This window comes from Arthrobacter sp. 05N429 (assembly GCF_056397045.1).
In genome coordinates this window covers 658,649-673,722 of record NZ_JBFTMQ010000001.1, presented here as the reverse complement: position 1 = coordinate 673,722, position 15,074 = coordinate 658,649, and the positions used below count along the sequence as shown (strand labels likewise).

12 protein-coding genes are annotated in these 15,074 nt (G+C 65.4%); 6 read left to right on the top strand and 6 right to left on the bottom strand.

Annotation, left to right across the window (positions count from 1 at the left end; genetic code table 11):
- Positions 1-51 precede the first annotated feature (51 nt).
- The 4 genes from AC1DF4_RS03150 to galE form a co-directional block, all read right to left on the bottom strand.
- Positions 52-993, bottom strand: coding sequence for a type II secretion system F family protein (locus AC1DF4_RS03150; RefSeq protein ID WP_476911493.1), 942 nt, complete (start codon positions 991-993; stop codon positions 52-54).
- Positions 990-1,847 carry a type II secretion system F family protein gene (locus AC1DF4_RS03145; protein ID WP_476911492.1) on the bottom strand — a complete coding sequence of 286 codons (858 nt, stop codon included), beginning with the start codon at positions 1,845-1,847 and terminating at the stop codon, positions 990-992. Before AC1DF4_RS03145 ends, AC1DF4_RS03150 begins: the two co-directional genes overlap by 4 nt.
- Complete coding sequence (locus AC1DF4_RS03140) at positions 1,847-3,070, bottom strand: CpaF family protein (RefSeq protein WP_476911491.1); 1,224 nt, start codon at positions 3,068-3,070, stop codon at positions 1,847-1,849. The genes AC1DF4_RS03145 and AC1DF4_RS03140 overlap by 1 nt, the downstream gene beginning before the upstream one ends.
- Before the next feature lie 157 nt (positions 3,071-3,227).
- Positions 3,228-4,271 carry a UDP-glucose 4-epimerase GalE gene (galE, locus tag AC1DF4_RS03135; protein WP_476911490.1) on the bottom strand — a complete coding sequence of 348 codons (1,044 nt, stop codon included), beginning with the start codon at positions 4,269-4,271 and terminating at the stop codon, positions 3,228-3,230.
- 176 nt (positions 4,272-4,447) lie between these two features.
- Here galE and AC1DF4_RS03130 point away from each other — a divergent pair, with 176 nt between their 5' ends.
- Together AC1DF4_RS03130 and AC1DF4_RS03125 are read left to right on the top strand one after the other, a co-directional pair.
- Positions 4,448-6,532, top strand: a complete 2,085-nt coding sequence (locus AC1DF4_RS03130; protein WP_476911489.1) for an acyltransferase family protein — start codon at positions 4,448-4,450, stop codon at positions 6,530-6,532.
- A 487-nt stretch (positions 6,533-7,019) separates the two neighbouring features.
- Entirely contained in the window at positions 7,020-9,113 is a 2,094-nt protein-coding gene (locus AC1DF4_RS03125; protein ID WP_476911488.1) for a GH25 family lysozyme, read from the top strand.
- Positions 9,114-9,193: 80 nt separating this feature from the next.
- Here AC1DF4_RS03125 and AC1DF4_RS03120 read toward each other — a convergent pair whose 3' ends face one another.
- Both AC1DF4_RS03120 and AC1DF4_RS03115 read right to left on the bottom strand, forming a co-directional pair.
- Positions 9,194-9,556, bottom strand: a complete 363-nt coding sequence (locus tag AC1DF4_RS03120) for a DUF2304 family protein (protein WP_476911487.1) — start codon at positions 9,554-9,556, stop codon at positions 9,194-9,196.
- Between the two features lie 14 nt (positions 9,557-9,570).
- Positions 9,571-10,254, bottom strand: coding sequence for a glycosyltransferase family 2 protein (locus AC1DF4_RS03115; protein WP_476911486.1), 684 nt, complete (start codon positions 10,252-10,254; stop codon positions 9,571-9,573).
- A 132-nt stretch (positions 10,255-10,386) separates the two neighbouring features.
- Here AC1DF4_RS03115 and AC1DF4_RS03110 point away from each other — a divergent pair, with 132 nt between their 5' ends.
- The 4 genes from AC1DF4_RS03110 to AC1DF4_RS03095 are packed head-to-tail and all read left to right on the top strand — an operon-like array spanning position 10,387 to position 15,069.
- Positions 10,387-11,532, top strand: coding sequence for a glycosyltransferase family 4 protein (locus AC1DF4_RS03110; protein ID WP_476911485.1), 1,146 nt, complete (start codon positions 10,387-10,389; stop codon positions 11,530-11,532).
- Between the two features lie 2 nt (positions 11,533-11,534).
- Positions 11,535-12,719, top strand: a complete 1,185-nt coding sequence (locus AC1DF4_RS03105) for a hypothetical protein (RefSeq protein ID WP_476911484.1) — start codon at positions 11,535-11,537, stop codon at positions 12,717-12,719.
- Between the two features lie 56 nt (positions 12,720-12,775).
- Positions 12,776-13,957 (top strand): non-hydrolyzing UDP-N-acetylglucosamine 2-epimerase, encoded by a 1,182-nt coding sequence (wecB, locus tag AC1DF4_RS03100; protein WP_476911483.1) that lies wholly within the window; start codon positions 12,776-12,778, stop codon positions 13,955-13,957.
- Positions 13,954-15,069, top strand: a complete 1,116-nt coding sequence (locus tag AC1DF4_RS03095; RefSeq protein ID WP_476911482.1) for a glycosyltransferase — start codon at positions 13,954-13,956, stop codon at positions 15,067-15,069. The genes wecB and AC1DF4_RS03095 overlap by 4 nt, the downstream gene beginning before the upstream one ends.
- Positions 15,070-15,074: the final 5 nt, after the last annotated feature.

Genomic DNA, 15,074 nt, shown 5'->3' with positions numbered 1-15,074 from the left:
CTGCTGTTTTCGTGCGGTTCCTTTTGCCTCTGTTTCAAAAGCCGTGCTGATCTACAAACCCATGCTGATCGCGGCCAGGCCAGGGTAGACGGCGAACAAGACTGTCAGCGGCAGAACGCCAAAGACGACGGGCACCATCATTGCGATTTCTTTCTTTCCGGCGGACTCCATCAGTTCGCGCTTAGCCGTGTCCCGCACGTCCTGGGCCTGTGCCCTCAGCACATCGGCGAGGGGCGTTCCCCGTTCGACCGCCACGATCAGCCCGTCCACGAAGCGGAGCAACGGTCCAAGCTCCGTCCGTGCCGAGAACTCCTGCAGGGCTTCCACGAGCGGCTTCCCTGCCCGGGTCTCCGCCAGGATGCGGGTGAAGTCCTTGGACAACTCTCCCCGGGCGCTGCGGCACACCCTGTCCAGTGCGCCCGTGGCACTTTCACCTGCGCTCACCGCGAGTGCCATGAGCTCGGCAATGCTGGGGAACTCCGCCATCATGCGCGCTTCGCGCTTCCTGACCTGGGCGCCCAGCAGGTAGTCCCGCAACATGAAACCACCGGCCGCGCCGCCCAGCACCAGCACGGCGGCCAGGAGGGGGCTGAACCGTCCGGCCGCGCCGAAAAGAACGACGGCTCCGACCGCCAGGACAAATCCGGCTGCGCCCCAGAGAAGCTGCTCTGCCCTGAAGTCGGCCGGCGACTTGTCGCCCCCGGCCCTGGCCAGACGGCGGTTCAGGGCCGAGGAGCCCGGATTCAGTCTCCCCAGCCGCGTCACGGCGTCGCCGATGACCGGACGCAGAATCCGCTCCAGGGGTCCGAAAGGCGTGATGTTTCCCGGTACGGTCCGCAGGAGCCGGGATTCCACGTTATGGGACTTCAGCTGAGGGGCGATGCGTTCAACAAACGTAGCCGGGCGCATAAACGGCAGCCTGACCATCAACAGCCAGGCGCCGCTGCCGAGGACGAGTCCGCAGGCCACGGCCGCCGCCGTCAGCCCGGTCACCGGAGCACCCTCTCATCGGCCGGCAGCGCACCAATGCGCAGCATGACGGCATAGGAGATCAGGGAAACCGCCAGCCCGCCAAGCAGGACGGCGGCCCCTACGGGAGTGTTGTAGGCAGCCACCGCTTCGGGCCTGCTTGCCAGCAGCACCAGGACTATCCAGGGCGCTGCCACCGCGAGCCGGGCGGCGTTGACGGTCCAGGATTGACGGGCCTCCAGTTCGCTTCTGGTGCGGGCGCTCTCCCGCAGAAATTCCGCCAGGGTGCCCAACAAGCGGCCAAGATCCGAGCCGCCCACCTCCCTGGTCAGCCGGAGGGCCTCGATGATCCGGTCGGCCACGGGATCCGCCAGCCGGTCCTTCAGGCGGGTCAGCGAAGGATCGAACTGCCCTCCCGAACGGTAATCGGAGCCAAAATCGCGGAACACCGGGCGGAGTTCCTCCGGACCCTTGTCACCCAGCTGGATGAGTGCCTCCGGGAGCGACAGGCCAGCCCGGATCGCCGACCGCAGGTGGTCGACGACGTCGGGCCAGAGCTGGCGCAGCACAGCCGCGCGCTTCCGCGCGCGCCATTTCACGATGGCCATGGGGAGCCAGCCCCCGAACAGGCCAAAGCAGCCAGCGATCGGCCACGACCTGGTCACGGCAAAGAAGACGAGCGTTGTGAAGACTCCGACGCCGAGGCAGCTTGCCAGGAGGCCGGGGCCGCTGACCTTCTCGATTCCTGCGGTCCGCAGCAAGTCCTCCAGACGCTTGGTCTTGGGAGGACTGGCACTGGCAGCCTTGGGTTGTTCCCAGGCAGACCACCAGACCAGCAGGAGCCCCGCACCGGCAAGCATGCCGAGCAGCGCGGCCATCAGCGCGGCTCCAGCAGGGCCGCGACGTCGTAACCAGAACGGGCGAACTTCTCGGCTGCCGGCATCGAGTTGGCCTTGGGTTGCAGCTGTCCGTCCGCGAGGGCGAAAACCATGGAGGACTCGATGATGCCGTTTTCCACCCGTCGGCCCAACGACAGGATCTCTGTCACCTCTCTGCGTCCGCTGGCATGGCGGGCACAGTGGACCACGAGGTCAATGCAGGAAGCCACCGTCGGCACGACGAAGGCGCTCGAGATGTTCTCGCCTGCCAGCAACGGGAGAGTGCAGATCTTGGTGACTGCGTCGTGGGACGAATTGGCGTGGACGGTGCACATGCCGGGAAGCCCGGAATTTAGGGCGATCAGCATGTCCAGGCTCTCGGCCTCGCGGACCTCGCCCACCACCAGACGGTCGGGGCGCATACGCAGGGCCTCCTTGACCAGCCTGCGCATCGGGATTTCGCCTTCACCTTCCAAGTTGGGCTGCCGGCACTGCAGCCCCACGACGTCCCGCAGCGGAAACTGCAACTCGAAGATTTCCTCGACGGTGATGACGCGCTCGCGGGTTCCGATGCTCGCCGCAAGACAATTGAGCATGGTGGTCTTGCCCGCCTGGGTTGCGCCGGAGACCAGGATGTTGAGGCCGCTGGCCACGGCAGCGCCGAGGAACCTGGCCGCCTGCGGTGTCAGTGTGCCCAGTTCCACGAGATGTTCGAGCCTGCTGGCTTTCACGACGAACTTGCGGATGTTGATGGCCCAGTGACGCCGTGTCACGTCCGGAATTACGACGTGCAGCCGGGAACCGTCGGGAAGAGCGGCGTCGACAAAGGGGGAGGACATGTCGAGCCGGCGTCCGGAACTCTTGAGCATCCGTTCCACGAGGTCCCGGACTTGCTGGTCCGTGAGCGAGACCGAGGTCAGCTCGGATTCGCCGTTCCGGGCAACGTAGATCTCGTTCGGAGCGTTGAGCCAGATTTCCTCGATGGCCGGGTCGTCGAGAAGGGGCTGGAGGGCCCCGAACCCGGCTACTGCGTCGAAGACGAACCGCCTGGCTGTCTCTAGCGGACCGATTGGCGGGAGGGGGCCCAGCAAGGCCCGCTCGTCGTAATCCATGACTGCTGCCTCGACCAGGCGGCGGACTTCACCGGCCTGCCTCAAGGGATCGAGGCCACGCCGGCGAATCAGCTCGCGGACTTCGTCCTCGACAATGCGTACAGCCTCCACAGTGGCCCCCAATATGACTGCTTGCCCAGTCCCCGGGGCGCTGCAATTGGGTTAAAGCTAAAGGAGCCGAGGCGCGCGGGCAAGGGTGCGCCAACACGGTTGTGGATAAGCGCACCGCACTGGTCGCTTTCCCGGTTAGGCCACCGCGCCGGGAACGCTAGTTGGTTTTGGCGCCGGCAGCCTCGGCCACCGCGGTGTAGCCGTGCGGGTTGTTGCTCTGCCAACGCCAGTGGTCTTCGCACATCTGCGCGAGGTTGCGGTGTGCGGACCAGCCCAAGTCGGCGAGCGCGGCCGAGGGATCGGCGTAGCTGACGGCGGCATCACCGGGGCGGCGGGGGGCGAACTCGTAGGGCACGGCGTTGCCGGCGGCTTTGCCGAACGCTTCGATAACCTCCAGCACGGAGGAGCCGCGTCCGGTACCGAGGTTCCAGCGGAACACGCCGGCATTGCCGCTGAGGTAGCCCAGTGCGGCCAGGTGTCCGGCGGCGAGGTCCATCACGTGGATGTAGTCGCGCACGCCGGTGCCGTCCGGCGTCGGGTAGTCGTTGCCGAACACCATGACCTTTTCGCGGCGACCCACCGCCACCTGGGCCACGAACGGGAGCAGGTTGTTGGGGATACCGCTGGGGTCCTCTCCGATCAGGCCGGACTCGTGGGCGCCCACCGGGTTGAAGTAGCGCAGCAGTGCGATGCTCCAGCTCGGGTCGGCGGCACCAAGGTCGGAGAGGATGTCCTCGATCTGTTCTTTGGTCCGGCCGTAGGGGTTGGTGGCATCCAGCGGGGCTTTTTCGATGAGCGGGACTTCCTCCGAAGCGCCGTAGACGGTGGCAGAGGAACTGAAGACCAGCCTGCGAACGCCGGCTGCGTCCATGCTGTGGAGCAGGTTCAGGGTGCCCACCACATTGTTCTGGTAGTACCAGAGCGGCTTCTCCACCGACTCCCCCACCGCTTTCAGCCCGGCGAAGTGGATGACGGCCTCAAAGCCGCCCTCGGCGAAGACGGCATCGACGGCGGCGGCATCGAGCAGGTCGACCTCGCGGAAGTCCACCTTTTTGCCGGTGAGCCCCTCCACCCGGCGCAGGGACTCGGGGTTCGAATTCATCAGGTTGTCGAGGACGACAACCTCGTGCCCCTCCTCGAGGAGACAAAGCGTCGTGTGCGATCCGATGTAGCCGGCGCCGCCGGTAACCAATACCTTCATGCGCTCCAGTGTAGGTCGGAAGCGCCTCACGTCGCATTCCGCGCGTGTGGCACCGGGCCCGTGATTGTGCCGCCGCGGCGCCCAACAATTACCATGGGAAGAGACGTCCGGAGTTTGGATGCCGGCGGAGCCCTGTGGATTTCGCGCCCGAACTGCCCTGAAACAGGAAGTATTCCATGCCGCCGATCACGGCCGAACGAACGCTCGAACGCCCGCTGGCGCGGCCCACTGCGCCGAAGTCTTCGCTGCGCAACGACATCCAGGGCCTGCGGGCCATCGCCGTTGGCTCGGTGCTGCTCTATCACATGGGGGCGCCGTTCATCCCCGGCGGTTTCGTGGGTGTGGACGTCTTCTTCGTGATTTCCGGCTTCCTGATCTCCGGACTGATCATCCGCGAGCTGCAGCGCACCGGGACCTTCTCCTTCTCCGCCTTCTACGCACGGCGACTCAAGCGGCTCGCGCCCGTCTACCTGCTGGTGCTGCTGGCCTCCGGCACCGCGGTGATGACACTGCTGACGCCGCTGCAGGCGGGCCGCTACGTCAAGGACCTGATCGCCGCGGCCCTCTATGGGGCCAACTTCAACTTCGCGACCCAGACCTCCGGCTACTTTGCCGACCCGGAGCCCTCCCCGTTCGTCCACTTCTGGTCTCTGGCGGTGGAGGAACAGTTCTACTTTGTCTGGCCGATCATGCTGTTCCTCGTGCTGCACCGTGCCCGCCGCTCCCGCCACCTGGTCTGGTACCTGCTGGGCGGCGTGTTTGCGGTGTCCCTCGCGTTGAGCATCGTGCTGTCCCACTCGCAGCCCACCAGCTCGTATTATCTCCTGCACACCCGCGCCTGGGAACTGGCCGCGGGCGCGCTGACCTACCTGGTTTCGGCCAAGCTGACGGCATTGAACGCCCGGCTGCGCGGCCTGCTGCTGGGGGTTGGACTTTCCGCGATAGTCCTGTCCGCGCTGCTCATCACAAAGTCCATGGAATTCCCAGGCTGGGTGGCGCTCTTCCCCGTGCTCGGCACGGTGGCCATCATCCTCGCCGGCAGCGGCGGGATGATGCCTCCGGGGGCAAACCGGATACTGGGTAACCGGCCAATGCTGTTCCTGGGCAATATCTCCTATTCGCTGTACCTGTGGCACTGGCCGCTACTCGTCATCCCGCAGCTGCTCGCCGGCGGACCGCTGCGGCTGCGCGAGAAAGCTGTCCTGGCTGTCGCCGCCGTCGTGCTGGCAACGTTGACCTACTACTTCGTCGAAAAGCCTTTCCAGGCCCTGAACGTCGACCGCCGCAAACGCCTGACCTACGCCGTCGCGCTCGGCACGACGGCGGTGCTGGTCGCAGGCTTCGGGGGTTGGGGTCTTGCGCAGCAGCAATCACTGCAGTCCGCCCAGGCACTCAGCAAGCTGACCGTCGCCGCGGACCGCGCTGGCGCCGGGCTCGAGCCCTTTGCCGATCCGCTGGTCGACGCCAGCGGCCGATGGATTCCGCAGGCAACGCTCACGCCCTCGCTGGACACCGTGGACAAGGACCTCACGGACATTTTCACCAACGGGTGCAACAACAACGGTGCGGACTACAACACCACGGGCTGCGAATTCGGCAAGCTGGACTCACCGCGGACAGTCGTTCTCTTCGGAGATTCGCATGCCGGGCACTGGTTCCCGGCCCTGAAGAAAGCCGCCGACGTCGAAGGCTTCCGGCTGGTCACTATCACCAAGTCCGCCTGCCCGTCCGTGCAGCTCCCCATTACCGGCCACCCGGACATCAGTGGTCCTTTCAATTGCCAACAGTTCCAGCAGGCCGGTCTGGACCGGATCCGCGAGATCAAACCGGACCGAGTGGTGATTTCCAATTCGGAACGCAGTTACGGCGACTTCCCCGGCGTCGGCCCCGACTACGACAAGCAGTGGGCTGCAGGCCTCGAGTCCCTCCTGGACGGCCTTCCGGCCGGTTCCGAACCGGTGATCATTGGCGATAACCCGAGCTGGCAGCAAAGCCCGAATTCCTGTGTCTCAAAAAACCTGAAGGACCCTGACCGCTGCGCCGTGAACCGTGCCGACTCTTATAGCGCGGCCCTGCAAACCCTGGAACGCGACGCCGTAGCGGCCCGTGGAGGAACCTTCGTGGACACCGTGGATCTGCTCTGCGACGAGTCTGTGTGCCCGGCCGTGCACCGCAACGTCCTGATGTCCCGCGACGGCAACCACGTGACCACCACCGCCGCCCGCGCCCTCGCTGCCCAAATCGCCTCCGCACTCCGCTAGAAACGCCACCCGCCGGCTGAGCAGCGCACGCGGCAGCAGGGCCACAGCGCGCCCCCACCCAGGACCGTGGTCCCACGGGTAACATTGGCATCTCTAGCAACACCAGCACCCGTGGTGCTATGTTGTGTCCACCATGCGGAGGCTACCGGCGGCTCGCCGGCCCTTATGCGCACCGCGCTTCTTTGAACTGGAGGCGGTGAGACGGGAAGCCTACTTCCTCCAGGAGAACAAAATGCGTCGAACCCGGCCCCCTCTTTCCCTTCTACGGGGTCGCCCCCGGCTGCCATCGGGAGTCGCGGCCGCCGCGGCAGTTCTCCTCGTTCTAGGCTCCGCATCCCCGGTTCTGGCTGCCGGGCCGACAAGCCTCAGCACTTCGTCCCTGGCCGAAACCACGACATCTGTCCTTGCACCTAGCGACCCGTCCGTCACTTCGGACAGCGAGTTCCTCTCGACCATCGGCCCGAATGGCGCGCGAATGGGGGATGGCGTGCGCAAATACGAAGCCGCCACCGCCGCGCCCGGCGCGGCGTCCGCCGACGGCTCCACGACGGCGTCCACGTGGACTCCGCCCGGGGTTCAGGGCCTGGATGTCAGCGGCCACCAGCCGGCTGTGAATTGGGGAGCGGAAGTCGGGATGGGTGCCAAGTTCGCCTACGTCAAGGCGACTGAGGGCGACTACTACCTCAGTCCCGCATTCTCATCCCAGTTCAACAACTCCTACAACGCCGGGCTGGTCCGCGGTTCGTACCACTTCGCGATTCCCCACCCGGAGGCGGGCACGGCCGCGGACCAGGCGCGCTACTTTGTCGCCAACGGCGGCGTCTGGTCGGACGACGGCATGACCCTTCCGCCACTGCTGGACATCGAATACAACCCCTATGTCGGCTCATACTTTGGCAACACCTGCTACGACCAGACACCGGCACAGATCGTAGCCTGGACCCGGGAATTCTCCGACACCGTCTATGCACTGACGAAGCGACTTCCCGCGATCTACACCACGACGGACTGGTGGCGCACGTGCACCGGCAACAACGGTGGATTCTCCGGAAACCCTCTGCACATCGCGGCCTACGGCGTGCAACAGCCGGGCATCCTGCCTAACGGCTGGATGGGCTACGACATCTGGCAATACAGCAGCACGGGACCGTTCGCCGGCGACTCCAACGTCTGGCGCGGTACGCTCGCACAACTGCGGTCATTCGCTGGCGGCGTCACTGTCAACACCGGCGGCGGCATCGGCCAGGCTTGGCTCGCAGCCGGAGGCGCCAACGGGGCTTGGGGGCGCGCGACCAGCCTCGAAAGCTGCAACGCCTCCCTGTGCCAGCAGGTTTTCGAGCGGCGGATGGCGTACTGGACAGCCGAGCGAGGGGTCCTGTCCGTTGCAACGTCTGGCGGAATCGGCTCAGTCTGGCGCAGCTCCGGTGCCGCTTCGGGCCGGTTCGGCCTGCCCACCGGCAGCGAAGCCTGCAAGGACAACTACTGCTTCCAGACCTTTGCGACCGGAGACCTGTACTGGTCCGCCGGGACGGGTGTACAGTCCATCTACTCCGGGACGGACAACTCAACCATCGGCGCCTACTGGAAGAAGCAGGGCGGCCCCAACAGCAAGTACGGCCTGCCCACCACCGGCGAAGCCTGCGCCGCCAGCTACTGCGCGCAGTATTTTGAGCGCGGGTCGATCTTTTGGACTGCAGCGACCGGCATCCAGCCCGTATTCACCAACGGCGACAGCTCCACGGTGGGCGGGGTCTGGACCAAGCTCGGCGGGGTCAACAGCAAGTACGGGTTCCCGACGTCGGCGGAGAAGTGCTACTCCAACTACTGCGAGCAGCTGTTCCAGCGCGGAAGGGTCCTGTGGAGCGCGGCCGGCGGCACCCAGCCCGTCTTCACCAACGGCGACAACTCCACCATTGGCGGCCTCTGGGTCAAGTCCGGCGCCACCGCGAGCCGTTACGGTTTCCCGATCGGGCCGGAGACCTGCTCCGCAACGTCCTGCCAGCAGCGCTTCCAGTACGGCACAATTGTCTGGAGCGCCGCCGGCGGAATCCAGCCGTTGTTCTACAGCAACGACAACTCCACCATTGCGGCCTACTACACCCTGAATCTCGGCGGCATCGCCGGAAAGTACGGTTTCCCGGTCAGCGCCGAAACCTGCCAGAACAACACTTGTGTGCAGAAATTCCAGTACGGCAACGTGTACTGGAGTGCCGCCGGAGGGATCCAGCCGGTGTGGACTAACGGCTCCACCGCCACAATTGGCGGTTATTACGAATCCTTGGGCGGAACCGCCAGCCCGCTGTCCTACCCCGCCAGCGCCGAGCAGTGCAAGGGCACCATCTGCTTCCAGCGGTTCCTCTCCGGCTACGTGACCTGGTCCGCGGCCACCGGGCTGCAGACAGTGAACACCACGAAGGAAATCGGCAAAGCCTGGCTCGGCCAGGGCGGCGTCGACGGAGCACTGGGAGTTCCCCGCGACCGCGAGCAATGTTCCGGCACCACGAGTTGCACGCAGAACTTCGTGAACGGAACGATCCGCTGGACCTCGACGGGCGGCATCTCCATCACGAAGAACCCCTGATAGGCCGGGCAACGAAAGAGGCCGGGCCCGGAACCATCGCTGGTTCCGGGCCCGGCCTCTTTCGTTCTGGCAGTCCGCGGCTAGCGGGCTTCCGACTGGGCAGCTACCTCGGGGCGCGGCACTTCGTCGATGGCGATGCGCCGGGCCAGCTTCGTCATCGAGATCTCCATGTGACGGAAACGCTGGTACGTCGTGGACATGAAGACCAGGAAAGAAACGATCGTGCCGTACAGCACGAGGTCCGTACCGCGGCCGACGCCGAAGAAGGTCGCGACGCTGGAGAGCAGGCCCGGGAAGAAAATGGAGAGCACCGCCACGACGGCGAACAAGATAAGCATCATGCGACGGATGGCAAGGTGGCGGGCGTTCGATCCGCCGCGCATTAGCGCTACGGAGACGATGATTACGGCAAGGACCAGCGCAATCTGGACAACGATCAACATGTCAGGGGCCTTTGCTACTTGAAGAACAGTTCGAAGACGATATTGACGGCGTTTAGCAGCGACTGGCCCTTGGCTTTGGAGTAGTCGGTGTAAATGATCTCCACAGGATGCTCCACGTAGCGCGGCTGCATCTTCGCCAACTGGTGCACCAGTTCAGAGGCGTGGGCCATCCGGTTCTGGGTGAGGTGAATGCGTCCGGCAACGGAGGGGCTGATGGCGCGAAGCCCGTTGTGGGCGTCCGTCAGGTCCATGCCCGTAGCCAGGCGTGACTGGATGGCGGCTGTCTTGAGCACCACGCGCTTGGCAGGGGAAAGCTTGGTCCGCTTGTCCAGGAAGCGGGAGCCGAGGACAATTTCGGCCTCGCCGCTGCGGACCCGCTCCACCATGGCCTTGGCGTCCTCGATCCGGTGCTGGCCATCGGCGTCGAATGTCACGATGCAATCGAGATCGGGATCCTGGAGTGCGTATTCAAAACCGGTCTGCAAGGCTGCGCCCTGACCGAGGTTGATCGGGTGCTGGACAACGACGGCGCCGGCCGCCCGCGCAATGTCCTGGGAGCCGTCGGAGCTGCCGTCGTCAATGCAGACAACGTTGGGAAATTCCTTCCGGAGATCCGTTACGACCCCGCCTACGACGGTAGCCTCGTTGTACATCGGAATAACGAACCATGTGCGACTCACAAGAATCCAGTATTCCATATGCCCGGCGGCCGCCCCGCCCGGGCTCAGGGCGCTGCCGGTATAGTGGTCAAACTTAGACCCGGCGCATCGGGCCGTCGCTAAGTGCTGACGACGGCGGTGTGCAGCCCCGAGAGAAAGCCTCCCGTTACAGTGACCGCCCCCGTTCTTCCGGTTCCGGATTCCGCGCACCACATAGCGTTTGTGGTCAACAACTACCTGCCCAGCGTCGGCGGCGTAGAGTTCCACGTCGCTGCGCTGGCCAATCAGCTTGCCAGCCTGGGTGCCCGGGTGACCGTCTTCTGCCTGGACAACGACACCCCGTCGGAGCTGGAAACCAACCCCCGAATCGTCCGGTTCAAGTGCTCCCCGGCAGTAGGCGGCGTACTCGCCTGGCCCTGGCCGGGGACCTCACGGAAGATCCGGCGGATGCTCGCGGACACATCCGTGACAGCAATCTCGACCCACACGCGGTTCTTCCCGATGTCACTGATCGGCGTCCGGATCGCCAAGCGGCTGGGAGTACCGGGCATCCACACGGAACACGGTTCCGCGGCAGTCAAGGGCGTCTCCCCCGCGGTGGCCCTGGCCAGCAACCTGGTCGACGGGACCATGGGCCGCCTGGTGCTGCGCGGCGCCAGCCGCGTCCTGTGCATCTCCGAGGGCGCCAGGGAATTCGTCCGCGACCTCGCGGGAGTCAACGGCGAGGTCTTCCACAACGCCATCGACACCGCTGCGTTTACCGGCGCCGGGGACGACAGCCCGGCGCGGCGGACGCGGCTCGTCTACGTCGGCCGCATCGTCCCGGGCAAGGGCTGGGATCTCGCCCTCGCGACGGCGGAGCAACTCGCCTCCGACCACCCGGACATGGAACTCCACATTGTCGGCGACGGGATAGACCGTGCGGCACTGGCCGCACGCGCCGGGGCCTCCCCGCTGGCTGACCGCGTCGTCATCCATGGCCAGCAGCCCCCCGCCCGGATCGCCGAACTGCTCCGCGGCAGTGTCTTCCTTAACCCCACGACACTTTCCGAAGGGTTTCAGACCACCCTGCTTGAAGCGGTGGCCGCCGGGGCCGCCGTCGTCAGCACCCCGGTCGGAGCAGCCCGGTACCTCTTGGAGGCCGGAGCGGATGTCCGGCTGGCCGAGGCCTCTGACGCCGGCGCCTGGGCCGACAACGTCCGGGCAGCGCTCGACTCCCCCGCCGCCCCACCGGCGCCGGAACTCGTGGATTCCTTCGACTGGAAACGCCGCGCGGCCGAGTATCTCGCCGTCGTCAACACTGCGCGGAATTCCTGAGGATGGCGCGGCTCCACTTCCTTGGTTCCTCGCTGCTCGGCGCGGTGGGCAGCGCCATGGTGCCCATCTCCGCCCTGCTGCTGTTCTCCACCGCGGACTATGGCGCCTTCTCCGTGCCGTACCTTATCTTTGCGCTCGGCTGGTCGATGGCGCTCTCCGCCGTGTGCGACACGTGGGCCCGCGGCCGCGGGCAGGACCCGGGCCACGACGGATGGCACAGCTACTCTGGCGCGCTGTTGATGGGCGCCGGCATCGCCGGCATCGTCACCCTGGCGGTCGCCGCCGTCGTGCTCGGCAATTGGGGCCACGCCCTCGCCGCAGCCGTGGGCGTGGGCGCCAGCATCTACCGGCTCGGGGCGAGGTTCTTCCACTCAGCCAGCCGAGGCCCGCAGGCGGTGCTGGCATCGGACCTCGCAGGCGTCGTCGTCTTCTTTCTGACACTCGGGGCCGCCCTCTTCTACGACCTCGGCGCGCTCACCGGAGTGCTGACCGGGTGGGCTTTGGCCAGCATCGCATCCTCGCTGCTGTTCCTGCCCTCGCGGCCGCGCCGCGGTTCGGGACTCATCACCTGGGTCCGGCACCGTCGGGCACGCATCGCGCCGTTGCTGGGAGAATCATTGTTGATGGACGCCGGTTCGATCGGCGCCCCGCTCGCCATGGCGCCCTTCCTGGGAACCAGCGGCTTCGGCGCCTACCGCAGCATCTCCAGCGTGGCCATGCCGATCCAGCTGGCATTGGACCCGGTCAGGCCCAACATTTCCCAGATGCCGCCCAAGGTGCTCCTTAGCCGGAATGTCATGTTCGGCGTGCTCGGCATCGCAGCGCTCATGGCGCTGGCCTGCTTCGCCGTTCTTGGCGTCGTGCTGCCGCAGCTCGACTTCGTTGCCGGCGCCCTCGCCACCCTGTCGGACTACGCTGTGGCCTGCACCATCTACGTTGCCGTCGGATTCGTCGGGCACTTCTACTACATCGTCGCCCGGGGCATCCTTGCGCACGGCAGCCTCGTGAGGGGCAGGGCCATCCAGACGGTCATGCACATCGTGTTCCCCTTCGCCGGGCTCTTCCTCAACGGGCTGGACGGGGCAGTGTGGGGCTTCGTCGCCGCAAATGCCGCTGCCGCCGTGGTGTGGCCGATCTTCCTTCTCCGCCAGCACGGCCGGGTCCCCGACCACGCGGCCGAGGCCTGAGCGGCAGCTTTGGTAAGGTGGCCAGAGTTCCAATGTGATCACCAAAGGGAGTTTTGATGCGTACGCTCATGCCGATCTACGGCACCCGTCCGGAAGCCATTAAGATGGCTCCGATCGTCTCGGCACTCCAGGAGTCCCCGGACTTTGAGTGCGTCGTGACAGTCACCGGGCAGCACCGGCAGATGCTGGACCAGGTCAACGAGCTCTTCGAAATTGTCCCCGACCATGACCTGAACATCATCCAGCCCCGACAATCGCTGACCGGCATCATGACCCGCACGCTCGAAGGCCTGGACAAACTCTTCAGCGAACACAAACCCGACGCTGTGATCGTCCAGGGCGACACCACGACGTCGACCGCCGGCGCCATTGCAGCGTTCTACCACGGCATCCCGGTCATCCACGTTGAGGCAGGCCTGCGCAGCGGTAACTTGTACTCGCCGTTCCCCGAAGAGGCGAACCGGAAAATCACCTCCCAGATCACCGCCCTGCACCTGGCCCCCACCTCGGAGAGCAAGAGCAACCTGCTGGCCGAAGGCGTCCCCGAAAAGGACATCGTGGTCACCGGAAATACCGTCATCGATGCCCTGCTCACCACCGTCGGCAAGCAGGTCCCTTTTTCCGATCCTGTCCTCCAGGAACTGGCGGACACAGGGCGGCGGATTCTGCTGGTCACCACCCACCGCCGGGAGAACCAGGGTGAGGCCATGCGCGGGGTCGGACGCGCCCTGGCCCGGATCGCCGAGGCCGAGCCGGACCTCACGATCGTGCTGCCGGCGCACAAGAACCCGGTGGTCCGCGAGGCGGTCCTGCCCTTCATCGAGAAGTTCCCGAACGTCATCGTGACGGAGCCCCTCGCCTACGGCGAGTTCACGCGCATGCTGTCCCTTGCCGACGTCGTTCTCACCGACTCCGGCGGAGTCCAGGAAGAAGCGCCCAGCCTCGGCAAGCCGGTCCTTGTCATGCGCGAGAACACCGAGCGGCCCGAGGCGGTCCATGCGGGTACCGTTCTCCTGATCGGCACCGACGAGGACCGCATCGTCTCCGAGGTTAACGGCCTGCTGCATGACCGGGCACATTACGACTCCATGGCACACGCCGTGAACCCGTACGGCGACGGCCAGGCCGCGGCGCGCACCCTGGCAGCCATTCAGGCCCTGTTCGGAACGGGAGATCGGCTGCCGGACTTTGCTCCCGCCGCCCCCCACATTGCAGCCGAGGCCGGCACGAACGGATGACCATTGCTTTTTTGCGTGCCACGCACGTGGCTCCCGATCCGAGGGTCGAAAAGGAAGTCAACAGTGTCCTTAAGGAACACCCGGAAATCCTGATTCTCGGTTGGGACCGCGACGGAGACCTGGCGCGGGACGAGGTCCTGGAATTCGCCAACGGCACGGCACGGATCCTCCGGTCCGGCATCAAGTCCAGCTACGGCGCGAGCCTCGGCACTTTGCTCGGAATGGCGCTGTTCCAGTTGTTCCTGCTCCGCCAACTGTGGAAGCACCGCAAGGGCATCACTGCCATCCACGCGAGCGACCTCGGAACCGCATTCAGCGGCCTGATCATGGCCAAGATCCTGCGGGTTCCCCTGGTCTACGACATCTACGACTACTTCGTCGACTCGTTTTCCGTTCCCCGGGCAGTCGCGCCGCTGGTCGAAAGCATTGACACTTTCGTGATCAACCGCGCCGATGTGGTGATCATCGTGGGCGAGAACCGCGAATCCCAGCTGTCGAAGGCCAAGCCGAAGCGGCTCGTGGTCATCCACAACTCACCGCCGGCAACCGACGTGCAGGCCATCCGGACCGGCGACCCGCGCAAGCGGTTTGTCTACGTTGGGATCCTGAGCGAGGGCCGCCTTCTGGCCGAACTCCTCGAGCTGTTCTCCCGGCGGCCTGACTGGCACCTGGATATCGGGGGATTCGGCGGCCTTGAATCGACGGCGCGAAAGTATGCGACGGATTTCGAGAACATCACCTTTCACGGCAAATTGCCCTACGGAGAAACCCTCAAACTTGAGGCCTCGGCTGACTGCCTGCTTGCGGTTTATGACCCGGCCGTGCCGAACCATAAATACTCCTCACCGAACAAGTTCTACGAAGCTTTGATGCTGGGCTTGCCGATTATTGTGGCAAAGGACACAGGCGTGGACCAGCTGGTAAGCACCCATGAGGTCGGTGTGGTGTGCGATTATTCAGCAGGTTCTTTCGAAGAGGCTGCCGATCGGCTTTTTGCCGACGCTGATGAACTTGCAGCAATTCAGCGACGTGCCCGCACTCTTTTCGAGACCACCTTCAGCTGGGAAATCATGGAGCAACGACTCCTTTCGATCTACCGCTCCATTCTTTAGACCGC